This is a genomic window from Vibrio sp. SALL6 (genome assembly GCF_002002385.1).
In the GTDB taxonomy this organism is placed as follows: domain Bacteria; phylum Pseudomonadota; class Gammaproteobacteria; order Enterobacterales; family Vibrionaceae; genus Vibrio; species Vibrio parahaemolyticus.
Genome location: NZ_MQVK01000023.1, coordinates 191,808 through 216,221 on the forward strand (window position 1 = coordinate 191,808; position 24,414 = coordinate 216,221).

Here is a 24,414-nt window from a genome sequence, read left to right on the forward strand (position 1 = left end):
GCACATGCTAAATTGAGGTATATACTCTTTGGGTGGAGAAACCATTCGGAGGCTATATGAAAAAACACATCAAGTTAGGCATGTTGCTCACCATTACTTGTGCGATCGTGCTTGGCGGCTGTAGCTCACCTAACCCGTACGGAGATGCATACGGCTCGTCCGACACTCGCAAAGTTCAGCAGGTTTACTACGGCACGATAGAAAAAGTAGAACCCGTAACCATTGATGCCTCTACCCAATCCAACGCCATCGGTACAATAGCAGGGGCTGCCGTGGGTGGCATTTTGGGTTCGAAAATTGGGGGCGGTTCTGGCTCGGATATCGCAGCCATTGGTGGTGGTTTATTAGGTGGCTATGCAGGTAGTAAAGCCGCCGAAGCAACCGCGAAAAGAAATGGTGTGAACCTGACTATTCGCTTAGAGGATGGAAAGATCATATCTGTCGTTCAAGAAGCAAACCCAAACATGATTTTCCAGCCAGGCCAAGCCGTTCAAATCAACATGTCTGGTAATGACGCAAGGGTTGTACCTCGCTAATTTGAACACGATGACTCCGTTCCATTGGTCTGCTGTTTTGGCTCAAAGAGCTTAGTCCGCGCAAGCGTACGTTGCTTACTCATCGGCTTGCGCGATTCTATTTGTATCAAATTTGATCGTCGTCAATGGAACATCAATCTCCCACACCTTTCGATGTTCAAATGACATCAAATTGCTAGCATGAGCCCATTCCAGATAACTTTGGGCTTGTTATGACACCGACTGTTGACCACGTACTCCTTAATATCGCGCTAAACCTCAGCTCTAATCGCTCTCATGAGCAGCAATATCAAAACCTCATTGATGGGGTCGCGCAAGTATTCCCATGTGATGCGAGCTGCCTGTTTATCTTCGATGAGGATGGGTTTCTGACTCCTGTCGCGGTAAAAGGCTTATCCAGCTCGGTCTTAGGTCGTCGCTATTTCCCCAAAGCACATCCACGCTTAGATGCCATTATTCATAGCCGTGAGCCGGTGCGTTTCGATGCCGATTGTTCATTGCCTGATCCTTTTGACGGCACACTATTAACCGAAGACCAGTGCATTGATGTTCACGATTGCATGGGCTTTAGCTTGTATGTGGAAGGACAACTTGTTGGCGCGTTAACCATGGACGCCCTAACCATTGGCGCATTTGATGACATTGACCCTGTCGCTATCGAAACCTTTGCGGCTTTGACCGCTGCGACATTGCGTAACATTGCGCAATTAAAAGCACTCAAAGCACAAAACCAGAAGCAAAAAAGCGTCACTCAAACCCTTATCCAGCAAGCCCGTTCTCAACATGGTGAAATGGTGGGTTTGAGTCCGCAGATCAACCAGTTACGAAACAACATTGCGACCGTTGCTCAATCAGATTACGCGGTACTTATCACAGGAGAGACCGGAACTGGTAAAGAACTGGTCGCGCACTCGGTACACGCGCAATCTCATCGTAGCGATAAGCCGATGATTTACGTCAACTGTGCGGCCCTGCCTGAGGGTCTGGCTGAGAGTGAACTGTTTGGCCATGTCAAAGGCGCATTCACTGGAGCTAATAGCCACCGTGCCGGTAAGTTTGAACTGGCAGACGGTGGAACGATTTTCCTTGATGAAGTGGGCGAACTGCCTTTGATTTTGCAAGCAAAATTGCTACGCGTAATTCAGCAAGGCGAGCTGCAACGTGTAGGTAGCGATCAGCATTTGATGGTCAATGTGCGCATCATCGCCGCGACCAATCGACAATTAGAAAAAGAGGTCGAATCTGGCACGTTTCGAGCAGACCTTTTCCACCGTTTGAACGTGTTCCCAATCCAAGTCCCCCCACTGCGTGCCCGTGACGGGGATATTCCCGTTTTAGCAGGATATTTGTTGGAAAAAGTACGCCAACAATTCAATGCACCCAATCTGCACGTTCATCCTAAAGTGTTGACTCAATTGGAATCTTTACCTTGGTACGGAAACGTGCGCGAGCTCGAACACACTTTAACTCGCGCGGCTTTACACGCCATTCAACAAGGCGCAAGCACGATCATGCTTAACCATTTCGACACCTCATTGGCTCTCGATGATGTAAAAAACACATCACATTATTTACCCAAAGAAAGCCAACCAATGCGAGAGCTAATAGAAAGCTATCAGCGTGATTTAATTGAACATGCTTTGAGCCAAACTGGTGGCGTTTGGGCAAAAGCAGCGGAGTTTTTGCAAATGGATCGCGGGAACTTATATCGGATGGGTAAAAAACTTGGGATCAATAAATAACCAACCACAAGAAGCTGATGTAATTAAGACATCATCCGCGTTGTCTTAATTACATCACCCGCCCTATCAAAAATACACAAAATCATTAAAAATTAACAAGATAATAATTGGCACGCATTCTGCTCTCTAGTGGTCAACATCACGACTATTAAAACAATCACTGGAGAACCCAATATGTTCTGTATTCAATGTGAACAGACAATTCAAACCCCTGCTGTTAAAGGTTGTTCTTTTGCACAAGGCATGTGTGGCAAAACTTCTGAAGTATCAGACCTACAAGACGTGTTGGTTTACACACTGCAAGGGGTTTCTTTTTGGGCATCAAAAGCACTTGAATTCAACATCATTAACGATGAAATCAACCAATGGGCACCCAAGGCATTTTTCTCTACATTGACGAACGTTAACTTCGACCCTGAACGCATCCTGGAGTTAACTTCTCAAGCCGCAACGTACAAAGCATTGTTAAAAGAGCAAGTGATGTCTGCAGCAACGCTTGCCGATACCGAAGTCGCTGACATTCCTGCGGTTGCTCACTTTGAGCTACCAAACAGCGCAGAAGCAATCTTAACTTTTGCTCCGCAAGTCGCGGTTAACCGTGGTAAAGACCAAGTACATGAAGATGTTATTGGCCTACGCCTACTTTGCCTATACGGACTTAAAGGTGCAGCCGCGTACATGGAGCACGCACGTGTTCTTGAGCAAACCAACAACGATATCTATGCCGAACACCATGAAATCATGGCGTGGTTGGGCACAGATCCTGAAGATCTTGGCGAACTACTTGATTGCTCAATGCGCATTGGCCTGATGAACTACAAAGTGATGGAAATGCTCGACCAAGGTGAAACAACGACCTTCGGCCATCCAGAACCAACCACGGTGAACGTCAAGCCAGTAAAAGGTAAATGTATTCTTGTTTCTGGCCATGATTTGCATGACCTAGAAAAAATCCTGCAACAGACCGAAGGCAAAGGCATTAACGTTTACACCAACGGTGAAATGCTGCCTGCACACGGCTACCCTGAGCTGAAGAAATACCCTCATCTCGTCGGTAACTACGGCAGCGCATGGCAAAACCAACAGAAAGAATTCGCAAACTTCCCTGGCGCAATCGTAATGACGTCAAACTGCTTGTTGAATCCAAATGTGGGTCAATACGCAGACCGTCTATTCACCCGCAGTATTGTTGGCTGGCCTGGAGTTGCTCACATCGAAGGCGATGATTTTAGCCAAGTGATTGAATGTGCTCTAGCGCAAGACGGTTTCCAACACGATGAAATCGAACACCACATCACGGTTGGTTTTGGTCGCAATGCACTGATGAACGCCGCCCCTGCGGTTATCGACCAAGTGAAGCAAGGCAACATCAAACACTTCTTCCTAGTCGGCGGTTGTGATGGTGATAAAGCGGAACGCAGCTACTACACCGATTTTACGGCTGAAGCGCCAGAAGACACGCTCATCCTGACCTTGGCGTGTGGTAAGTTCCGCTTCAACAAGAATACGTTTGGCGATATCAACGGTATCCCTCGCCTATTGGATGTGGGCCAATGTAACGATGCTTACTCTGCAATCCAGCTTGCACTTGCACTGGCGAAAGAGTTTGACTGTGACATCAATGAACTACCACTCACGCTTGTGCTTTCTTGGTTCGAGCAAAAAGCGATCGTTATCTTGCTAACGCTATTTGCATTGGGCGTGAAAGGCATTTACACAGGCCCTACTGCACCGGCATTCCTTACGCCAAACCTAATCGCCATCATCCAAGAGAAGTTCGATATGCGCAGTATTGGCAATGTTCAGGATGATCTAAAAGCTATCCTAGCAGCTTAATAAACTTGCTTGTTCGCGCCTCCTTACGTGGAGGCGCTATCTATTTCGAACTAAAAATAGCCACAACCAAAGAGATTGTTATGTTTTTTGAATGGCAAGGTAACCAACCCGTCACGCTCCGTTGCATCGACAAATACTTCGAAACACACGACACCGTCAGCATCAAATTGGCCGAACTAACCGAATCACTTCTGTTTCAGTTTAAGCCAGGCCAGTTTATTAACTTAGGCGTCGAAATTGATGGAAAAATGGAGTTTCGTGCCTATTCAATCAGCTCGATCAATGAAGACGATCACCTTCAACTCACCATCAAACGAGTATCTGGCGGTAAAGTATCGAACTACATCGTTGACTCGCTGCTGCTCGGTGATACCGTTCAAGCATTACCACCAGCGGGCGAATTTAACTGCATTGACCACCCACCCGTTTTACGTGATGGCGAAACAAGAGCCTTGCTTATCAGTGCAGGTTGCGGCGTCACGCCCGTATTTTCGATGGCAAAACACTGGCTGAGTGAGCAAGATGGAAACGACAACGATGTGGACATCGCATTTCTTCATATCGCACGCAGCCCAGAAGAGACGATTTACTACGACCAGCTAGAAACGTTCGACGCTGTGTATCCCAACTTCCATTTAAAGCTGTTGCTGAAAAACCGCGAAGGAACGTCACACCCACAAGGTCGTTTGAATGCCGACTGGCTTAAAGAGCTTGTTCCTGATTTCAAACAGCGCACCGTTTACCTGTGTGGTCCAAGTCAGTTCATGCAAGATGTTCACGGCTATTTGAATGACCTTGGTTTTGACATGACGAACTTCTACCAAGAGAGTTTTACGCCAGCAACTGGCGCAGAAACATCGGTCTCCGATGAAGTTGTTCGTGTTTCTGTTCCTGACTTTGCTCAAACCATCGATGCGCAAAAAGGTCAGGTACTGGCCGATGTGCTTGAAGGCGCAGGTTTACCATTAATCGTCGCTTGTCGTAGCGGCATTTGTGGCTCGTGCAAATGCAAGGTTCGTCAAGGCAGCGTCTCTTCCACCAGCCTAGAAACATTAACGCCAGAAGAAATTGAACAAGGCTATGTGCTCGCCTGCTCATCAACCATCGAAGCGGATCTTGAAGTGCAGATTGGTTAGTTTTCCAAATACAAAAAAGCGCCGCGATACGTCTGTCTAGTTGTTTCGCGGCGCTTTTTTTGATGTTACTTCTGTTGCAACAAAAGTCTTTTAGCTAAATAACAACACTTTCAATGCTGCTTCGCTGTCTACGTCCATAAACTCTGGTGGGTTATCCAGACGCTCACGGAATGTCAACTCTGGCGCTTCTTCTTTCATGCTTTCAATCAAGAAGTCGCTTGTCACAGATGGCGAGTTCACACATGCCATCACTTGACCGCCGTCTGCCAACAAATCCGGCAATCGACGTAGAATCTTTTTGTAATCTTTCGTCAGCGCAAAGCTGCCTTTCTGGAATGAAGGCGGATCGATGATAATCAAGTCATACTGACCAGATTTTTTAATCTTACCCCACGATTTAAAGATATCGTGCCCCATAAAGCTTACCTGGTTGATGTTATGACCATTTAGCTTGTGGTTCTCACGACCTTTAGACAGCGACGCTTTTGCCATGTCGACGTTAACCACTTTATCTGCGCCACCCGCAATGGCAGCGACAGAAAAGCCACAGGTGTAAGCAAATAAGTTGAGCACGTTTTTATGCTTCGCATTTTCGCGAACCCAATCACGACCGTAGCGCATGTCCAAAAACAGACCGAAGTTTTGATTGCGGCCAATATCCAATTGGTATTTCAAACCGCTTTCTTCAACGACAGGGCGAGCGTCTAATTCACCGACAAGCACTTCTGAAGGCGCACCATCGGCATAACGGTGCTGAAGAACCATAGTGCGACCTTGCTTATTTGCCCACAGTTGTGATTGTGCCAACGCATTGAGGCCGCTTTTCAGCTCAGCGAGAAACGCGTCGTCGACTTCTTTAAACAAGTTGATAATCAACTGACCTTGTAACCAATCACAGGTGATTTGCTCTAAGCCCTCAAAACGACGGCCACGACCATGAAACAGTCGACGAATTTCGTTCGGAGCTTGCGCGAGCTCGGTTTCTAGATGCTGAAAAAACAGCGGAAGTTGTGATGCTTGCATCGAGTTCTCTTATTAGTTTTCTTTGTGACGGTTATTTGATCGTAGGCCAGTTCAGTTCCCAAGGGGAAAGCCAAGTATCCAAACCCTGAGAGACGATTTCACTGTGCCATTTGCTACCCAGCACTTGGTATTCTCGTGGATCGCAAACAAAGCGATATTGCTCATCTCGGTATTGGAAGCAAAGTGAAAATGCATGCAGGTAACCGCGATCAGCCTCATTGCCTGCATTGTAAATCGGGTCGCCAACAATACCTGAGCCAACCGATTTTAATGCCACGCGGATTTGATGCGTTTTACCAGTGTGTGGCTTACATAAAAATAGGCGCTCTCCGGGCTCTGCCGCAAGAGAGAAAAACTGGGTGACGGCTGGGTTATTTTTGCTGTTGACCAGCTTCCATGATGAACGGCGCGAACGCTCCATATCACCAGCGACCAAACCTTGTTTCTTTTTCGGCTTTTTAGAGCCAATCGCCAGATAGAACTTTTCCACTTGGCGGTCAGCGAAGGCTTGTGATAACGCACTGGCCGCTTTGGCGTTGCGTCCGAGGAGCAGAATACCCGATGTCATTTTATCCAAGCGATGGATAAGATAGAGCTGCTCATCACCACTCTGCTTAGCCACTTCTTGCAGCAGCATTGTGTCGCCATCGTCTTTATGAACAGAGACGTTGGGATGCTTATTGATGATCAGAAAATCGGGATGGGTATGTAGAATATCGAACATAAAAAACTGGCTCCACGTTTGGAGCCAGAAGTATACCGATTCTGATTGATTAGGCGAGCTTAAACTTACCCACTAGTGTTTCCAACTCTTGCACCTTGCGGTTCAAACCTTCTACGCTTTGTGAGCTGTCATTCGCTAGTTGCAGTGAACGAACCGAAATATCGCTGATCGACGTAATATCTGCGGCAATTTCTTTTGTCACCGCAGTTTGCTCTTCGGCTGCGGTCGCAATAGAGTTCACCATGCTTTGCACGTGCCCTGCACCAGCAACGATTTCTTCCAATGATTCCACCGCTCCCGAGCTTTGGCTAACACCAATTTCCACCAAACGGCAACCATCTTCGGTGTAAGTCACGGCTTCTTGCGTGCCAACTTGAATCGCTTGGATAATCTCGCCTACTTCTTGTGTTGCTTTCGTCGTACGCTCAGCAAGTGCACGGACTTCATCAGCCACAACCGCAAACCCGCGACCAAACTCACCCGCACGCGCAGCTTCAATTGCCGCGTTTAACGCAAGCAAGTTAGTTTGCTCTGCGATGTCTTCAATCACTTTAATCACTGCGCCAATTTTCTCGCCATGAGCACCAAGGTGATTCATCTGAACCGACATGTCCGCCATTTGCTTCGATACCTGTTGAATGCTCTCTACCATTTCAACAATGACCGTACGGCCTTGCTCGGCTGTGGCTTCTGATTTACGAGCCTCTTCAAACGTAGACGCACCTTGTTCCGCCACTTGTGAAATGGTCAAACTCAGCTCTTCTGCTGCCGTTGCGATAAGGTTCGCTTTGTCGGCTTGGCTACTCGCACCAGAAACAATGTCTTGGCTAACAACAGACAGCTCACTCGTGACCGACTTAACTTCTTCAGACACGACGGAAATAGAGCCGATCAACCCCGTTAAAGATGCCTGCATTTTATTTAAAGAGGTCGCTAAGTTAGAAAGCTCATCACCCGATTCGTCTTTGATAGGAGAAGCTGTCAAATCGCCTTCCGCCACGCGTTGTGCCAAAGTATCCAGCGCGGTCAAACGCCCTGTGATTGAATTAGACAACAAGTATGCAATGAACACTGTTGCGATCGCCGCAAACGTACCTAGCGCGTAAATGGTGTTCTCAATATCGTTGAATGAATCGGTCAATTGGAGAAGCGCATCATGTGTGCTTTGTCGACCTTCTGCCGTTGCCGCATTGAGCATGTCTTCAATTGGGGCTAGATTCACCTCGTACAACTGACGGACTTGCTCAACGTTTTCTTCTAAACTGCGATGCCCAATATTCGGCTGAATTTGGCTCTCAAAGCTCGACGTAAAATTCGCCATAAGCTGCTCAATTTTTTCGATATTGCGATAGTCTTCTCCACCAGCGGTTTCAAGACGTTTTACATCAGCCAACGCAGAGGCAAACTCTTTCTTGTTCGATTGATATTCACGTTGTGCACCACTGGTATTGATGATCATACCGACAGCATCTCGATAAATATCCCCAGCTTCATCGATCAAAGCCATGTATCCAATGGTCTCTGGGACGTCGTCTGTTCTGACTTCTTGTGCCACTTTATGTGAATTAATCACTTCAAACGTAATAATCGCGATCATCACCAACATGGTTGCCAAAATGGCACCAAAGCTCGCATATAACTTTTTACGAACTGACATTTTCACTGACAAGGTTCCTTATAAATTATGTTCTGTGCAGACATTGCTGTATCAATCTGCACATAAATTATTTCGGGACGATAGACACCCCTTTGCAGTGGTTGCGCATTTTATGTGACAAACATCACATTGCAATTAAAGTTTTATAAAAAGACACAATTAATCTAAAAATGTCAGTCTTATCCTACAGACACAAAAAAAGCGGGAGCCTTACTAAGCCCCCGCTTTTCTTTATCTTTTTAAGTCGTTTACAGTTTCTTCGAAAGTAATCCTGCAAAACCAATAATCGCGATACCTAAAACCATGATTTCGCCTTTGCCACTATCGAAGCCAGACTTAATGCCCATGAAGGCAACAATAGCAATCGCTACCGGAATGACGTATTTAACGAGGTTGTACCATAAGCCAAATAGTGGGAATGATACTTCGCCATCATTCGTGATTTCTTTTTCAAGCTCTGCACGGTTTAAGCGCCAGCCAGCAAAGATACATACCAACATACCCCCAACCGCTAGGAAGATTTTGTCTGTCAGTAGGTCGAAGATATCGAATGCGCCGGTACCAAATAGCGTTGGTCCCATACCGCCTAGCGAAAGCGATGCAAAGACACAAAGTGATGCCATCACGACACTTGCTGAAACTACTGCGTTAGAACGTTTCATGCCTTTCTCATCGATAAGGTAAGAAACCACTACTTCTAACAATGAAACCGAAGAGGTAAGCGCCGCTACCGTTAATCCGATGAAGAACAGAAGCGCAAGTAGCAAACCAATCACACCGCCCATTTCCGCGAACAATTGAGGAACAACGACGAACACCAGACCTGGGCCGGCTGCTGGCTCCATGCCAAAAGCAAACATTGCAGGGAACATCGCGACACCAGCAAGGATCGCTACGCCGGTATCCATTGCCGTAACCATACCTGTTGTTTGAACGAGGTTTTCTTTCTTCTTCAAGTAAGAGCCATAAGTCATCATACAACCCATACCAAGACTCAATGAGAAGAACGCCTGACCTAATGCTGCAAGTACCACGTTACTGTCTACTTTTGAGAAGTCTGGCATGAACAAGAATTCAAGGCCTGCCATCGCACCTGGAAGCATCAAACCTTTCACCGATACGATGATCAAGATGACAAACAGCAGCGGCATAAGAACTTTACCCGCTTTTTCGATACCGCCAGAAATACCTTTCATTACGATCAGTACGTTAAGGAAAAGGTACACCCCCATCCAGAACAGCGGTTGTAGCGGATCAGAAATGAAACCACCAAAGCTGTCACCGATTGCCTCCGGCGTGCTTAGTAGACCACCACCGACTTTAAAAATGTACGCTAACGCCCAACCACCTACGACTGGGTAAAAACCCATGATAAGTAACCCACTAAATACACCAATTACGCCAGTGAACGTCCAGCGTCGGTCAGTGGATTTAAATGCGCCTACTGCTGATAGACCTGTCTTACGACCAATAGCGAACTCAGTAAGCATGACGCTAAAGCCGATAAAAATAACAAAGAAAAGGTAGATCGCAACGAACGCACCGCCGCCACTCTCACCTGCTGTGTACGGGAACTTCCAGATGTTACCCAAACCAACAGCGGAACCCGCTGCGGCCATTACGAAGCCTAATTTAGACCCCCACGTATCACGTGGTGCTGCTGTATTAGTTGTAGCCACGCTTATTCTCCAAAGATTTGTTGTGTTGTGTATGCATAGAGATAGGCGTCTAAAATGTTTGTGTAAATTTTTGTATACACTTATAAGAAGTTTGTTCGACGCTCTATGTATAGCAAGTAAAGCAGTTCCCCATTAGAATTGGAACCCCAAAAAGTACATTTATCGCACAAGTGTAGTATTACGCACGTTAAATGCTGCTTTTTTGTTCGAAAGTTAAAAAATAGCCTTATTTTTCACATTAAAATAACAGAATCACCTGTTATGAAATTTGTTCCTCATGTAGGGTCAATCCCACTTCTCATTGGGAAATCTGTTCCCCCAACCCACTTTTATGCTTAATATCCTAGATGGGCATATTACTTTGAGCGTATATGGACAAGTTCTATCATTTTCTTACTCTTACTGGCATTGGACTGTATTGGTTCTTAGTTGCTGGTGTTACTTTACGCGTTGTTTTGAAGCGTCGTGCGGTGAGCGTGTCTTTAGCTTGGCTAATGATCATCTATATCCTTCCCGTGCTTGGCGTCGCGTGCTATTTCCTATTTGGTGAGCTGAACTTAGGCAGAAAACGAGCTGAACGAGCAAAAGAGATGTTTACCCCTTTTGCCAAGTGGTTTAGTCAACTCAATGATTGCCACGCGCACATGCCTGAAACCATGGGTCGCCATATCTACCGCATCGATGAACTGTGTAACAACCGTCTTGGGCTACCGGCTCTGAGCGGGAATACTCTGTCCTTGCAACAATCTCCTGATGAAATTCTGCACTCCATCATCGAAGACATCGAGAATGCCAAAACGAGCATTCGAATGGTGTTCTACATTTGGCACCCAGGCGGCTTGGCCGATTCGGTAGCATCCGCTCTTATCCAAGCATCTAAACGCGGTGTGGATGTGAAGCTGCTATTGGACTCTGCGGGTAGTCCGCGCTTCTTCAGAAGTCCTTGGTACAAAATGATGAAAGATTCGGGTATCGAGGTTATTCAGGCGCTCGAAGTGAAGATGTGGCGTATGTTCTTACGTCGTCTTGATCTTCGCCAGCACCGTAAAATCATCGTCATTGATGATGAAATCGCCTATACAGGCTCAATGAACCTTGTCGATCCTGCATACTTTAAACAGAGCAGCGGCGTTGGGCGTTGGATCGATATCATGGTGCGAATTACAGGGCCAACCGTAAACGTACTGAGTGCGATTCACTGCTGGGACTGGGAAGTAGAAACGGGCGAACGTTATCTGCCGAAGTTGCCGGAGTGCAAAATTGACAACAGCAAATACCAACATCCGATTCAGGTGGTCCCATCTGGCCCCGGCATGCCAGAGTATTTGATTTATCAAGTGCTTACTTTGGCAATTAACCAAGCCAATCGTTCGGTACGAATCACAACACCGTATTTTGTACCTAATACCGACTTGCTTGAGACGTTAAAAATGACGGCGCAGCGCGGTATTGATGTTGAGCTGATCATACCGCACAAAAATGACTCACTTATGGTTCAGTGGGCATCGCGCGCCTTCTACAGCGAACTTTTAGCTGCTGGCGTGAAAATTTACGAGTTCTATGGTGGCTTGCTGCACACCAAATCGGTCGTTATCGACGACCAGTTCTGTTTGGTTGGTACGGTAAATATGGACATGCGCAGCCTGTGGCTGAACTTTGAAGTCACTCTGGCTGTCGACGATGAAGAGTTCACTAAGCAATTGTCATGGTTGCAAGATGGTTATATCAAGCAATCTCATCCTGTCGTTTTGGACGAGTGGGAAAAACGTAGCCTTTATTCTCGTTTCCTTGAGCGTGTGTTCTACCTCTTCAACCCATTGCTCTAAATCAGTGACCATTTCAGTTCAAACCTCCAGTAATGAGAGTCCATGCTGGAGGTTTATTTTATCTGCGTCTTACTTTTCGCATCGACTATTCTGTGCGTTCCCCAATACGTCTCATGTAATCATCGCTACCACACGGCGCTCTAAACGTTCAATCCAAACGGTTATTGGTCGATATGTGACTTTTCCCTTGCAAACCCTATGTCGTCCATGTTTTAAATAATCCAAATTGTAATATTTAAGACAGGGAATATTTATGTCAGAGGGCAAAAAGACCAAACTCATTACCGCAGGCCGCGATAAGAAGTGGACCAACGGCGTGGTAAACCCACCAGTACAACGCGCTTCTACTGTCGTGTTTAATACTGTTGCAGAGAAAAACCAAGCCGCAATAAACCGCGCAAACAAAACGCTGTTTTACGGGCGTCGTGGTACTAACACTCACTTTGCTTTTCAAGATGCAATGGTCGAGATCGAAGGCGGCGCGGGTTGTGCTCTTTACCCTTGCGGAACGGCAGCCATTTCTAACGCGATCCTTTCTTTCGTTGAAGCTGGCGACCATATTTTGATGGTTGATACGTGTTACGAACCAACACGTGATTTCTGCAACGTGATCATGAAAAAGATGGGCGTAGAAACCACTTACTACGATCCGATGATCGGCGAAAACATTCGTGATTTGATTCAACCAAACACCAAAATACTGTTTCTTGAATCGCCGGGGTCAATCACGATGGAAGTTCAAGACGTTCCAACTATGGCGCGCATTGCTCACGAGCACGATATCATTGTGATGCTCGATAACACGTGGGGCGCCGGCGTGAACTTCTCACCTTTCGAGCATGGTGTGGACATTTCTATTCAAGCGGCGACAAAGTACATCGTTGGACACTCTGACGTCATGCTCGGCACCGCAGTGGCGTCTGAGAAATACTGGGATCAGCTTCGCGAACAAAGCTACCTGATGGGTCAATGCGTTTCTCCTGATGACGCTTACCTTGGCCTACGTGGCATTCGCACTTTGGATGTTCGCTTACGCCAGCACGCTGAAAACAGTTTGAAAGTCGCACAGTGGTTGGCAAGCCGCCCTGAAGTGGATCATGTTCGTCACCCTGCCCTAGAAACTTGCCCTGGTCATGAGTTCTTTGAGCGTGACTTTACTGGCGGCAATGGCTTGTTCTCATTTGTGCTGAAAACCTCGTATCCAAAAGCGACCACAGCTTTGCTTGATGGCATGAAACACTTCAGCATGGGTTACTCTTGGGGTGGTTATGAGAGTTTGATTTTGGCTAACGAACCTCGCAGCTTTAACAGCTTACGCACGGTCGCCAATCCGAACTTTGAAGGCACTCTGATTCGTATTCATGTAGGCTTGGAAGATGTTGAAGACTTAATCGCCGATTTAGAAGCCGGATTTGCTCGATACAACGCCCTAGTGCTTGAAAAAGAAGTCTCTCTGAAATAACTCATGTTATCGCCCTGCTCAGCAGGGCTTTTTTATAAGCTAATGAAATAACTGGAGATCTACCGCCTCCCTTCTTACTCTCCTTCAATGTTCATCATTTGTGTTGTTTTTCATTTGAGCAATCACAGAATAAAAACATGTGCTTCATGAAGACTTCCCATCTTCTCAATTTGTCTCCTACCTTTTACTACTCATAAGAGGTCATACCACAAGGAGATAACTTTGAAACTCAAACTCATAGCAGTGTTGCTTTTTACTCTAATTACCCTGCCGATTGCTTCAGCCAACACCGCCACTGGCTATACGCAAACCAAATACCCCATTGTGTTGGTTCATGGTTTATTCGGCTTTGACTCGCTGGCTGGCGTGGATTATTTCTTTGGTATCCCTCACTCATTAACCAAAGATGGCGCTACAGTTTATGTGGCACAAGTTTCTGCGACAAACAGTAGCGAAGCCCGCGGTGAGCAGCTTCTTTCTCAAGTCGAAACCTTACTCGCCGCCACAGGTGCTAGCAAAGTGAACCTCATTGGTCACAGCCATGGTGGCCCAACAGCGCGTTATGTAGCCTCTGTACGCCCTGATTTAGTGGCTTCTGTCACCAGTATCGGCGGAGTCAACAAAGGCTCAAAAGTCGCAGACTTAGTACGTGGCACTGTTCCAGAAGGATCGGGGACAGAACAGTTGGTCGTTAAACTCGCGCAGGGATTAACCACACTGATCAATCTGCTTTCGGGTGGTTCAGATCTTGATCAAGATCCACTGGCTTCGTTAGCCGCATTAACGACGGAAGGCTCGCTAGCTTTTAACCAACACTACCCTGAAGGCATTCCAACCAGCGAATGTGGCGACGGTGATTTGCTGGCTCCCAACGGCGTGTATTACTACTCATGGACCGGATCATCCACTTTTTCCAACGTTTTCGATCCGACAGACGCAGCCATAATGGTACTCGGCTTGGCATTCGATGGGCCAAACGATGGGCTCGTTGGCGCATGCAGCACTCATTTAGGAAAAGTCATTCGTGATGATTACAAAATGAATCACTTGGACGAAATTAACGGTTTACTCGGTATCCACCATCTTTTTGAAACCGACCCCGTCACGCTGTATCGCCAGCATGCGAATCGTTTGAAACTGCAAGGACTGTAACAGGAATTCCCCATGAAGAAAGTCGCTCTTATTGCTGTACCCATTCTTTTGCTTCTCGGTGTGGGAGCGGCTTCCCTCTACGTATCGGACTCACCACAATCCAAGATGGCTCAATCGCAACATGACACTACTATCGACCTCTCCTCTCAGAAAGACTTTTTTGAGTACTCATTAAGTGGTTTGGGGGAACATAGCCTTGAAGAAATCCAAGAAAATATTGAAGAAAGTATCTCGCAGCAAAACTCACTAGGCATTGATGCTGAGTTGTTTCAAACCTATCTCGCGTACAAACGGGCGCTTTCTAAATTAGAACCACTTGAAGATACGACGTTGTCATTAAGCCAACTGCAACGGCTGAATGAAGCCATTCTAAATTTGCAACTTGAATACTTTAACGATCAACAAATTTCCCAACTATTTGATGAAGAAAATCGACTACGCCAACTCGCAATAGAGAAACTGGTGATTAAAACGTACGAGCAAGACTCTGATTCTCAGCAACTACTACTCAACCAAGCGTTGTCTGAACAACCTGAGTACATCCAGCAAAGTGAACGCAACAATGCCTTAACGAGGCAACTCGACCAAACCGCATTACTCAGTTCACAGGATAAGTATCTTGCTCGCGTCGAGTTGGTAGGAGAAGAAGGTGCGCAAAGGCTGCAAAAATTGGATGAACAACGAGCGACGTTTGAAATAGAGCTGACAAATTACCTAGAAAAACGTGCAGATATTCTTAATGATGAGTTTTTGGGTCGCGAAGAGAAGCAGTTAGAAATTGCTAATTTGAGGAAGCAAAGCTTCGAGACAACTCAATGGCGCCGTATCGAAGCCTTGGAACGTATTCATGACAGCCAGAACTAGCTGTATAAACTGAACAGTTATATAAACGAAACGTTACTGGTTTTGTTTTTTAGGGCATCCAACGATGTGGTCATCCACCATGCCAACGGCTTGCATAAAGGCATAACAGATGGTTTCACCGACAAACTTAAAGCCTTTCTTTTTGAGAAACTTGCTCATGGCTTTGGACTGTTCTGTCGAAGCAGGTACGTCACTCATTTCATGCCACTGATTTACCACAGGCTTGCCATCGACAAACTGCCACAATGCCTCTGATAAGCTGCCATATTCAGTAATAAGTGCTTTGGCTGCTTTAGCGTTGCTAAATACCGAATTGATTTTGCCGCGATGCTTCACTACATCGAAGTTTTCGACGATGTACTCGGCGCGCTCTTCATTTCTCTGTTCCAACGCGTCCAAATCATAGTTTTCAAACGCTTCTCGGTATCCTTCACGTTTTTTCAGAATCGTAATCCAACTCAATCCCGCTTGCGCACCTTCCAACGTAATAAATTCGAACAACACTTTGTCGTCATAAACCGGAACGCCCCACTCTGCATCGTGATATTCTCGCTCTAGAGGGTGGTTCATCGCCCACGCGCACGTTTTGTGTTCTGTCATTTTTCGTCCTTATAAAAAGCGCCTCTAACTCACCAGCTAGAGGCGCTGAACTTTACATCGTTACTTTACATTAAGCCTATTTCGGCACCGACACTTTATGGAACAGACGATACAACACTGGCACGACAATAAGTGTCAGGATGGTGGCAAAACCTAAACCAAACATAATCGTTACCGCCATCGGTTTAAAGAAGATATCAGGTAGAAGAGGAATCATACCCAAAATGGTGGTAATTGCTGCCATACACACTGGGCGAACACGACTGACTGCCGCATCAACCACTGCGTCATACGCCTCTTTCCCCGACTTCATCTCAATTTCAATTTGGTCGAGCAGAACAATGCCGTTTTTAAGTACCATACCGGATAAGCTCAAAAAGCCCAGCAACGCCATAAAGCCAAACGGCGTATTGAGTGCCAACAAGCCCGTGGTGACACCAATCAATGCCAGTGGCACAGTGAGCCAAACAATCAGCGGTTCTTTAATCGAGTTGAATAGGAACACGGTGATCAAGAACATGAACAAGTAGCCCATCGGCATCGTTGTGAACAGAGACTCTTGAGCATCACCTGAAGACTCGTACTCACCACCCCATTCTAGAGAATAGCCAGGTGGCATTTGAATCGCTTCGATTTGCGGCTGTAGGCGTTTTTGCAACGTCGATGCGGTTTCTTCACCGAGAATATCAGGGTCCGCCATCACAGTAAGCATACGCTTACGGTTCTTACGCACGATGATAGGATCTTCCCAACGCATGTCGTAACCCATTGTGACTTGCTGGAGTGGGATAAACTCACTCTGCGCAGGGCTCCAAATTTTCATGCCTTCGATGTTACGAATATCGATACGCTCGTCTTCTGGTAAACGCGCCACAATCGGCATCAACGTAGTACCGTCACGGTAAAGACCTATCGTCATTCCCGAGAACGACATCGATAAGAAATCATCCACATCAGATTTAGTGATACCGTAACGACGCGCTTGGCTTTCGTTGAACTGAGGCTCAAGCACTTGAGTACGCTCACGCCAGTCGTGGCGAATATTGGTCGCGCCCGGATCGGCGTACATGATATCCATTACTTGCGTCGCAATCGTGCGAAGCACCGTTGGATCAGAGCCGATAATACGCGCTTCAATTTTCGCGCCGCCACCAGGGCCCAATTCAATCTGTTTGAGCTTGTAATTGATCTCTGGATAGTTGGCTTTTAGGTGATCCCTAAACCGTGCCATTAACGGCGCAAGCGCTTCGTAGTTATCAACTCGCGTAGTGATTTCACCATAAGCGGCATAGCTTTTTTCCGGAGCATACGTCAGCATAAAGCGTTGCAGACCTTTACCCGCAGTTGTTGTGATGTGATCTACGTGCTCTTGCTCAGCAAGCCAAGATTCCAGTTCTTTTAGCTTATCGTTAGTCGCACGAATATCTGTACCTTCCGGTAGCCACACATCCAATTGGAAAATTGGCGTGGTTGAAGATGGGAAAAACGATTGTTTTACCAAGGTAAACCCATAAACACTTGCACCAAGCCCAACAATCAACACCACGACCGTTAACCACGCGCGACGCATACAAAACTCTAAAAACTTTTTATATGCCACAAAAATAATGCCGTTATATGGGTCGTTTTCCTCACCTTCACCTTGCTTAATTTTCTGCCCCTTAAAGAAAATATCGGCAAAGAACGGCGTTAGCGAAATAGCGGTAAACCAACTCAGCATGAGGGAAATCAGCAGCACCGTAAACAAGGTGCCACAGTACTCACCCGTGGAGTCTTCCGACAAACCAATTGGCGCAAATGCCGTTACCGCAATTACAGTTGCACCCAATAGCGGCCATTTGGTTTGAGTGACAATATCCGTCGCAGCTTGTAATCGCGTTCGCCCTTTTTGAGTACCGATTAATATCCCTTCCACCACCACGATGGCATTATCCACCAACATACCGAGTGCGATAACCAACGCACCCAGAGAGATGCGCTGCAAGTCAATCGCGAGATATTTCATGAAGATGAACGTACCTAAAACCGTGAGTAGCAAGATCAGGCCTATCAATAGACCCGAGCGCAGCCCCATAAAGAACAGCAATACGATAATTACGATGCCAACTGCCTGCGCCAAACTGATCACAAAGCCGCTGACCGATTTATCTACCTCTTTCGGTTGGCTGTAAATCTCTGAGATTTCGACACCAACCGGTTGTTGATACTTCAACTCGGCAAGGCGACGATCAAAGGCCTTACCGACTTCAACCACGTTGACTCCTTGGGCAAACGACACACCAACGTTCAGCGCTAAGCTGCCATTAAAGTTGATGATGTTACTCGGCACTTCAACATAGCCACGTTTAATTTCCGCTACGTCTTTGAGGAAAATAAGCCCTTGCGCGCCAGATTCGGTGATCAACAGATCCCCTAACTCATCAACGCTTTGGAACTCACCCGTAGGCTGAATTCGAATGTACTCATCACCAATACGAATAGCGCCAGCATCAGACACAATATTTTGCGTGGACAGCAAGTTAAAAACCGTATTTGGCGACAAACCAATACTGCTGAGCTTCTTCATCGAAACTTCAATAAAGACTTGCTCTTGCTGCTGACCAGAGACAGAAACCTTGCTGACGCCATCGACCAGTTCAAGCTCACGGCGTAAGTAGTCGACATAATCCAGCAACTCTTTGTAGCTGTAGCCATCACCTGTCACTGCCAACAAGATGCCGTACACATCACCGAAGTCATCAATAACCTGAGGCTCATTAACACCTGGTGGTAACGTGACTTTTAAGTCGTTCACTTTTCGACGCAATTCATCCCAAATTTGTGGTAAATCATCGGGGCCATAGTTGTTTTTCATCGTCACGGTGATCTGAGATAAACCACGGTTGGAAATGGAGTTCACTTCGTCAACGTAAGTCAGTTGCTGGATGGCTTTTTCCAGCGGGTACGTCACTTCTTCTTCCACTTGTTGCGGCGTCGCACCTGGGTATGACGTCACTACCATCGCATCTTTGATAGTAAAGGCCGGATCTTCTAAACGTCCCAACCCGAAGAAGGCAGCAATACCACCAATCAAGAAGATCAAAGACACCATCCAGCTAATCACGCGATTTCGAATGAAATAAGCCGCAATGCCCGTTACATCATCATCACTTTGAGGCACTTTATTTTGCTCGCTCATAAACCAGCCTCCTGCTTAACCACTTCCACTTTCATTCCATCTCTGAGTCGCGAAACGCCAGCAACCACCACTTTGTCGTTAAGCGCTAATCCATCAAGCACTTGAATCGAGGTTTTGGAGGCTTTGCCGGTTCGGATTTGTTTTCGTGAAATGGTACCGTCGTCATTCAGCACCCAAACAAACTTGTTCTCACGTCCAAGCTCGTCTCCATCGGCATTGAAAATCGCCTCAATCGGCACATTGATCCCAACGTTCAGCTCTAAACCCACTTTTTCATCTTTCGAGGTCACTTCAACGGCCATACCATCAAGGATGTATTCCTCTTTTGGCATCGGTAAAGAAAGCGTCACGGTAAACGTTCCTGTGGTTGGATCAGGCTCAGTGGTGAACTCTTTAACCGTCGCCTTGTACTCGTTGCCACTAGGAACACGAACCACCGCATTAATTGCCGTTAATCTTTCTTCTGTAGGAGGTTGTTTGACGTACAAGCGATCTGGCAATTGAATCAGAACTTCTACGCGATCCAGACTGTGGATATTGACAATATGTTGCCCAACTTGAACATTCTCAAATTGATCAATATTGACCCGAGAAATGATGCCATCAACCGGCGCTTTTAATGTGGTGAACGATAAACGCAACTTAGCGAGTTCCAACTCCGCCAATGCGATTTGGCGCTGCGCAGCAATTTCATCAAACTGCGACTTCGCCAACAAACCTTTATCCACCAAAGGTCGAGAGCGGCGATATTGACTGTCGACCACAGAAAATCTCGCCGTGGCATTATCGACATCCAGTTGATAATCCGTTGGGTCTAGGGTGGCGATAACAGCGCCTTTTTGCACTTTATCCCCTTCTCGCACCATGACGCGACTCACTTCACCCGCCACACGGAAACTCAAATGAGAGCGGTCCGCAGCGTTCGCAACAGCAGGAAAATACAGATTGTCATCAACTCGATTACCTTCCAGCGAAACCACTCTTACTTTGGGGGTTTCGACGGTTCTTTCTGGTCCTTTTTCACCACAGCCAGCCAAAGTAAGCGCCGCGAAAATAGCGGTTAAGGTTATGATTCCTTTCATACTACAACCCTCGCTCCTTCACCCAAGCCCGGACTTTGATTCCCGGCTCAATGACATTAATGCCTGAGATAATGATTTGATCGCCATCCGCTAACCCTTGCAAGATCTGTCCGTTGTCATTCATCGTAATGTCTGCTTTCGCAACCACACCTTGGTCATCAACGCGCCAAACGTAAGTTTTTCCATTTTCTTCAAAGAGCGCAGAATCTGGAATTTTGGTCGCTCCGGAGTTTTGTGACACGAGATACGCATTGCCTGACATACCTGGAAGAATGCCTAGCTCTGGCGGTCTTTCCATCACCATCGTCACTTTATAGCTGCCCGTTTTTGGGTCGGCTTCGGTGTCAATTTCTTGGAAAGTCAGATCGAAAGAGCGTTCGGGAAACGCATCGAATATCATTTTTGCTGAAACATTCACGCCTTGCGTATAACGGTTGAGCAAATAGTCAGGAAGTTGAAAAATCACCTTCATTACCTGATTGGTTTGAATGTTCATCACTCCTTCTTTGGCGGCAACGTATTCATGGTTTTCGGCAGGGAGATAAGAAATTGTGCCATCGTAAGGAGCAACGAGTTGGGTGTAGCGCAAGTTCGCTTTGGCTTGATCCCATTGCGCTTTAGCGGAGTTATGATTAGCTTTCGCTTCATCAAAATCTTGTTCAGAGACCACTTGGTCTTTCCGCAGCTTTTTATAGCGCTTGTACTGAACATCAGCTAACGCAAAATTCGCTCTTGCTTGCTTTTCCAATAAGGAATATTCATCTGGGTTAAGAACTGCTAGCACATCGCCTTTTTTAACGACTTGCCCTTCATTAACTTCGATAGATTGAAGCAACCCTGGGACACGAAATGCGAGTACAGCTCTGTCACCGGCTTCTGTGGTGGCGGGGAAATGGCGTTCAAATTGTGCGTTGCCAACAGAAACAGTAAAAAGTTTTGCGGGGCGAGATTCTGGCTCAGGAACTGGTGGAAGCTCTTTACCACAACCCGACAATGCAGCCGTGACGGCTATCGGAATGAGCAGTTTTCTCATCACATTCATCCATAAAAAGTAAGTGATTACATTTAAAGTAGATGAATTATGAATTAACTTCCAGAGCACAAAAGATTAATTATGCTTAAAAATTAGTAATTTGTGATAAAAAAGCAGGCTTGTCGCCTGCTTTATTTAAATCATTGATAGATGCATCAAGTTTAGAGTTTGCTGAACTCTCGGTTCACCCTAAATGTATCGGACGTCACATACGCTTCCATGTTACGAATTTTGCCATCAAGACGGTCAAAATCTCTTTCCAAAACACTGAGTAATTGATCCGGACTTTGTCCTTTCTGCCAAGGCTTACTTTTAAGCGTATGCTCTTGCTGCTCTCTTATGTTTTCAGAATATCTCACGGGTTGCTTTTCGAGCATAAATGCCATCGCGATATACGCTAACACCACTAAGAATGTACCACCTAATAGGGCAGCAGAAATCACGACAATACGAATCAACCAAACTTCTGCACCAAAGTAGTTGGCAAATCCGGCACAAACACCGGAGATTTTGCCATTTACTGGATCACGATACAGTTCTCGATTATTCATACTTACGTCTCCATGTTGGTGACTCAGCATCTAAGATGCGCTCCAATGTATCAACTCGAGACTGCATCGCTTCCGCTTTTTCAGACAGTACCTGAAGGCGCTCTAAGTCTTGGCTCGACAGTGCACTATCCGTTTTGCGTTTGCTGCGATAGTGTAAGAAGAGCCATAGTGGAGCGACAAAGATTAAAAAGACAATCACTGGTCCTACTATCAAAAATGCCAACATAAATGGCTCCTCTCTTATTTATCTTGCGATGACATCTGTTCTTTCAGTTTTGCCAACTCTTTTTCAATTTCGTCTTGTGCCTGAAGCTCGGCAAACTCTTGCTCTAGCGATTTTGCATTCCCAGTTTGAGCGTACAGATCGGCTTCCGCTTCCATTTCGTCAATTTTACGAGAATATTGATCGAACTTCGCCATTGCCTCATTTGTGCGGCTAGTATGCAGATGCTTTTGAACATCGCGACGGTTAGACGCTGTTTGATTACGAATCGCTAGCGCTTGTTGCTTTGCTCGTGTTTCTGCGATTTTGTTCTCAAGCTTACCGATTTCACCAGTCAACTTGTTGATCGTTTCTTCCACCAGCGTTTGCTCTGTGTGCAAACCTTTTACGACTTGCTCAAGTTTTTGCTTTTCAATTAGGGCTGCACGCGCCAAATCTTCGCGCTCTTTAACCAACGCTAGGCTCGCTTTTTGACCCCATTCGCCAATTTGCTCTTCTAGCATCTCAACTTTACGAGCCAGCTCTTTTTTGTCTGCAATCGCTTTAGCCGAGTTAGTACGCACTTCTACAAGTGTGTCTTCCATTTCTTGAATGATAAGACGGATCATTTTTTCAGGATCTTCCGCCTTGTCTAGCAATGCACTGATGTTTGAGTTAACGATATCTGCAAAACGAGAAAAAATACCCATAACGGAACTCCTCTTTTTTCCTATTAAAACTCGACAAGGTGGTGATTCACCTTGTGTCTCCCTGAATATATAACAAGTACCATGCCAACTTTTATAATCTATTAAAATCAACAAGTTATCAGTAATCTTGTTGTTATGCACCGTTATGATATGATGTTTTTCACCAACAGTTGGTAAAATTCACCAACTCTGCGCTTAAATTAGGCTAGGTAGCAAAAATAAGAAGGATTTTATGAAGCAAAACCTTATTGGTGAATCTCCCGCTTTTCTCGCTGTATTGGATAAAGTATCACAACTCGCCCCAATTGAACGTCCCGTCCTCATTATTGGTGAGCGCGGTACCGGTAAAGAACTGATCGCTCAACGTTTGCATTACTTATCAAAACGTTGGGATAAGCCACTTCTTTCTCTCAACTGTGCGACCTTAAGCGAAGGTTTGATTGACTCCGAGTTGTTCGGCCATGAATCCGGCTCGTTCACTGGTTCAAAAGGCAAGCATAAAGGCCGTTTTGAACGTGCGGAAGGTGGCACTTTGTTCTTGGATGAGTTGGCAACTGCGCCGTTACTTGTGCAAGAGAAGCTGCTGCGAGTGATTGAATACGGTGAATACGAACGCGTTGGTGGCCACACCGCTCTTAATGCGGATGTGCGCTTAGTATGTGCTACCAATGCAGATTTGCCACGACTGGCTGAGCAAGGTGACTTTCGTGCCGACTTACTCGATCGTCTAGCCTTTGACGTTATCATGTTGCCACCACTGCGAGAACGCAAAGAAGATATCCTGTCGCTTGCCGAACATTACGCAATGAAAATGTGTCGAGAGTTGCAACTCGAATACTTCGTTGGTTTCACTCATCAAGCGCAACAAGCCCTGCTCGATTACTCGTGGCCAGGTAATGTTCGTGAGCTAAAAAACGTAATTGAGCGCGCTATCTATCAACACGGACTAAATGCAGAACCGATTGATGAGCTGATTTTTAACCCTTTTGCCTCTGGTTGGAACAATGCGCTTGGCCATACTGCGGCAAACGAAGATCCTCAGGAAGAAGCCTCGTCTCAAACGACTTCGATCCACTTTCCTCTCGACTACAAACAGTGGCAAGAGGAGCAAGATATCAATCTTCTCAATCGTGCCTTGGAAGAAGCAAAATTCAACCAACGACAAGCAGCCGAATTGTTGGGATTAAGCTATCACCAGCTACGAGGTATGGTCAGAAAGTACGGTTTAGTCGGACAAAGTTAACAAAACCAAAAACACCACTAGCCATAGATAACGCAACTCATGTCTGCAAAATTCGGGCTACAGTGTTAAATAGACATCGTATTTTGATCTAACACCCTACCAGCAAAAGATTTTGTGTTTGGAGCGAGTTCACAAAGGTGTTAAATTAGCGAGATCATTTTCGCTTGTGAGCTCCGGA

At 46.1% G+C, this 24,414-nt stretch carries 20 protein-coding genes; 9 read left to right on the top strand and 11 right to left on the bottom strand.

From position 1 onward, the window contains the following. Positions 1-56: 56 nt before the first annotated feature. From BIW15_RS15555 to BIW15_RS15570, 4 genes are all read left to right on the top strand, one after another. Positions 57-536: a glycine zipper 2TM domain-containing protein gene (locus BIW15_RS15555; RefSeq protein ID WP_005462302.1), complete on the top strand. Its 480-nt coding sequence runs from the start codon at positions 57-59 to the stop codon at positions 534-536. A 212-nt stretch (positions 537-748) separates the two neighbouring features. Then, a complete protein-coding gene (gene norR / locus BIW15_RS15560) occupies positions 749-2,278 on the top strand; it encodes a nitric oxide reductase transcriptional regulator NorR (protein ID WP_005495657.1) in 1,530 nt (509 codons plus the stop codon). A gap of 174 nt (positions 2,279-2,452) precedes the next feature. Beyond that, positions 2,453-4,114, top strand: a complete 1,662-nt coding sequence (hcp, locus tag BIW15_RS15565) for a hydroxylamine reductase (RefSeq protein WP_077281263.1) — start codon at positions 2,453-2,455, stop codon at positions 4,112-4,114. 80 nt (positions 4,115-4,194) lie between these two features. After that, the gene (locus tag BIW15_RS15570; RefSeq protein WP_077281264.1) at positions 4,195-5,250 is read left to right on the top strand and encodes a hybrid-cluster NAD(P)-dependent oxidoreductase; all 1,056 of its coding nucleotides are present in this window, start codon (positions 4,195-4,197) and stop codon (positions 5,248-5,250) included. 90 nt (positions 5,251-5,340) lie between these two features. On the opposite strand, the gene BIW15_RS15575 is transcribed toward BIW15_RS15570, so the two are convergent. From BIW15_RS15575 to BIW15_RS15590, 4 genes are all read right to left on the bottom strand, one after another. Then, positions 5,341-6,273: a class I SAM-dependent methyltransferase gene (locus BIW15_RS15575; RefSeq protein ID WP_053321159.1), complete on the bottom strand. Its 933-nt coding sequence runs from the start codon at positions 6,271-6,273 to the stop codon at positions 5,341-5,343. A gap of 31 nt (positions 6,274-6,304) precedes the next feature. After that, the gene (locus tag BIW15_RS15580; RefSeq protein WP_077281265.1) at positions 6,305-6,997 is read right to left on the bottom strand and encodes a TIGR01621 family pseudouridine synthase; all 693 of its coding nucleotides are present in this window, start codon (positions 6,995-6,997) and stop codon (positions 6,305-6,307) included. A 49-nt stretch (positions 6,998-7,046) separates the two neighbouring features. Then, on the bottom strand, positions 7,047-8,660 hold the full coding sequence (locus BIW15_RS15585) for a methyl-accepting chemotaxis protein (protein ID WP_025551688.1): 1,614 nt from the start codon (positions 8,658-8,660) through the stop codon (positions 7,047-7,049). Between the two features lie 242 nt (positions 8,661-8,902). Beyond that, the gene (locus BIW15_RS15590) at positions 8,903-10,333 is read right to left on the bottom strand and encodes a sodium-dependent transporter (protein WP_024702722.1); all 1,431 of its coding nucleotides are present in this window, start codon (positions 10,331-10,333) and stop codon (positions 8,903-8,905) included. Between the two features lie 371 nt (positions 10,334-10,704). Here BIW15_RS15590 and cls point away from each other — a divergent pair, with 371 nt between their 5' ends. From cls to BIW15_RS15610, 4 genes are all read left to right on the top strand, one after another. Further along, positions 10,705-12,159, top strand: a complete 1,455-nt coding sequence (cls, locus tag BIW15_RS15595; protein ID WP_017448347.1) for a cardiolipin synthase — start codon at positions 10,705-10,707, stop codon at positions 12,157-12,159. A 253-nt stretch (positions 12,160-12,412) separates the two neighbouring features. Next, on the top strand, positions 12,413-13,621 hold the full coding sequence (locus BIW15_RS15600; protein WP_015296547.1) for a cystathionine beta-lyase: 1,209 nt from the start codon (positions 12,413-12,415) through the stop codon (positions 13,619-13,621). A gap of 222 nt (positions 13,622-13,843) precedes the next feature. Next, positions 13,844-14,773, top strand: coding sequence for a triacylglycerol lipase (locus tag BIW15_RS15605; protein ID WP_077281267.1), 930 nt, complete (start codon positions 13,844-13,846; stop codon positions 14,771-14,773). 12 nt (positions 14,774-14,785) lie between these two features. Further along, entirely contained in the window at positions 14,786-15,637 is an 852-nt protein-coding gene (locus tag BIW15_RS15610) for a lipase secretion chaperone (RefSeq protein ID WP_077281268.1), read from the top strand. Between the two features lie 33 nt (positions 15,638-15,670). Here BIW15_RS15610 and BIW15_RS15615 read toward each other — a convergent pair whose 3' ends face one another. From BIW15_RS15615 to pspA, 7 genes are all read right to left on the bottom strand, one after another. Continuing rightward, complete coding sequence (locus tag BIW15_RS15615) at positions 15,671-16,237, bottom strand: DNA-3-methyladenine glycosylase I (protein WP_025515745.1); 567 nt, start codon at positions 16,235-16,237, stop codon at positions 15,671-15,673. Positions 16,238-16,313: 76 nt separating this feature from the next. Then, on the bottom strand, positions 16,314-19,415 hold the full coding sequence (gene vmeI / locus BIW15_RS15620) for an efflux RND transporter permease subunit VmeI (protein WP_077281269.1): 3,102 nt from the start codon (positions 19,413-19,415) through the stop codon (positions 16,314-16,316). Next, positions 19,412-20,497, bottom strand: a complete 1,086-nt coding sequence (gene vmeH, locus BIW15_RS15625; protein WP_005462350.1) for an efflux RND transporter periplasmic adaptor subunit VmeH — start codon at positions 20,495-20,497, stop codon at positions 19,412-19,414. Before vmeH ends, vmeI begins: the two co-directional genes overlap by 4 nt. Position 20,498: 1 nt before the next feature. Continuing rightward, complete coding sequence (gene vmeG, locus BIW15_RS15630) at positions 20,499-21,530, bottom strand: efflux RND transporter periplasmic adaptor subunit VmeG (protein ID WP_005462329.1); 1,032 nt, start codon at positions 21,528-21,530, stop codon at positions 20,499-20,501. A 161-nt stretch (positions 21,531-21,691) separates the two neighbouring features. Next, the gene (pspC, locus tag BIW15_RS15635; protein ID WP_005462375.1) at positions 21,692-22,081 is read right to left on the bottom strand and encodes an envelope stress response membrane protein PspC; all 390 of its coding nucleotides are present in this window, start codon (positions 22,079-22,081) and stop codon (positions 21,692-21,694) included. After that, positions 22,074-22,307, bottom strand: a complete 234-nt coding sequence (pspB, locus tag BIW15_RS15640; protein ID WP_005495682.1) for an envelope stress response membrane protein PspB — start codon at positions 22,305-22,307, stop codon at positions 22,074-22,076. The genes pspC and pspB overlap by 8 nt, the downstream gene beginning before the upstream one ends. A 14-nt stretch (positions 22,308-22,321) precedes the next feature. Beyond that, complete coding sequence (gene pspA / locus BIW15_RS15645) at positions 22,322-22,993, bottom strand: phage shock protein PspA (RefSeq protein WP_005462360.1); 672 nt, start codon at positions 22,991-22,993, stop codon at positions 22,322-22,324. 232 nt (positions 22,994-23,225) lie between these two features. Here pspA and pspF point away from each other — a divergent pair, with 232 nt between their 5' ends. Next, the gene (gene pspF, locus BIW15_RS15650; RefSeq protein WP_077281270.1) at positions 23,226-24,236 is read left to right on the top strand and encodes a phage shock protein operon transcriptional activator; all 1,011 of its coding nucleotides are present in this window, start codon (positions 23,226-23,228) and stop codon (positions 24,234-24,236) included. Positions 24,237-24,414: the final 178 nt, after the last annotated feature.

Coding starts and splice junctions, on each gene's coding strand:
- BIW15_RS15570 (WP_077281264.1), top strand. CDS start 4,195: ATGTTTTTTGAATGGCAAGGTAACCAACCCGTCACGCTCCGTTGCATC.
- cls (WP_017448347.1), top strand. CDS start 10,705: ATGGACAAGTTCTATCATTTTCTTACTCTTACTGGCATTGGACTGTAT.
- BIW15_RS15580 (WP_077281265.1), bottom strand. CDS start 6,997: ATGTTCGATATTCTACATACCCATCCCGATTTTCTGATCATCAATAAG.
- BIW15_RS15555 (WP_005462302.1), top strand. CDS start 57: ATGAAAAAACACATCAAGTTAGGCATGTTGCTCACCATTACTTGTGCG.
- vmeH (WP_005462350.1), bottom strand. CDS start 20,497: ATGAAAGGAATCATAACCTTAACCGCTATTTTCGCGGCGCTTACTTTG.
- hcp (WP_077281263.1), top strand. CDS start 2,453: ATGTTCTGTATTCAATGTGAACAGACAATTCAAACCCCTGCTGTTAAA.
- pspA (WP_005462360.1), bottom strand. CDS start 22,993: ATGGGTATTTTTTCTCGTTTTGCAGATATCGTTAACTCAAACATCAGT.
- BIW15_RS15610 (WP_077281268.1), top strand. CDS start 14,786: ATGAAGAAAGTCGCTCTTATTGCTGTACCCATTCTTTTGCTTCTCGGT.
- pspC (WP_005462375.1), bottom strand. CDS start 22,081: ATGAATAATCGAGAACTGTATCGTGATCCAGTAAATGGCAAAATCTCC.
- vmeG (WP_005462329.1), bottom strand. CDS start 21,530: ATGAGAAAACTGCTCATTCCGATAGCCGTCACGGCTGCATTGTCGGGT.
- BIW15_RS15575 (WP_053321159.1), bottom strand. CDS start 6,273: ATGCAAGCATCACAACTTCCGCTGTTTTTTCAGCATCTAGAAACCGAG.
- norR (WP_005495657.1), top strand. CDS start 749: ATGACACCGACTGTTGACCACGTACTCCTTAATATCGCGCTAAACCTC.
- pspF (WP_077281270.1), top strand. CDS start 23,226: ATGAAGCAAAACCTTATTGGTGAATCTCCCGCTTTTCTCGCTGTATTG.
- BIW15_RS15615 (WP_025515745.1), bottom strand. CDS start 16,237: ATGACAGAACACAAAACGTGCGCGTGGGCGATGAACCACCCTCTAGAG.
- pspB (WP_005495682.1), bottom strand. CDS start 22,307: ATGTTGGCATTTTTGATAGTAGGACCAGTGATTGTCTTTTTAATCTTT.
- vmeI (WP_077281269.1), bottom strand. CDS start 19,415: ATGAGCGAGCAAAATAAAGTGCCTCAAAGTGATGATGATGTAACGGGC.
- BIW15_RS15600 (WP_015296547.1), top strand. CDS start 12,413: ATGTCAGAGGGCAAAAAGACCAAACTCATTACCGCAGGCCGCGATAAG.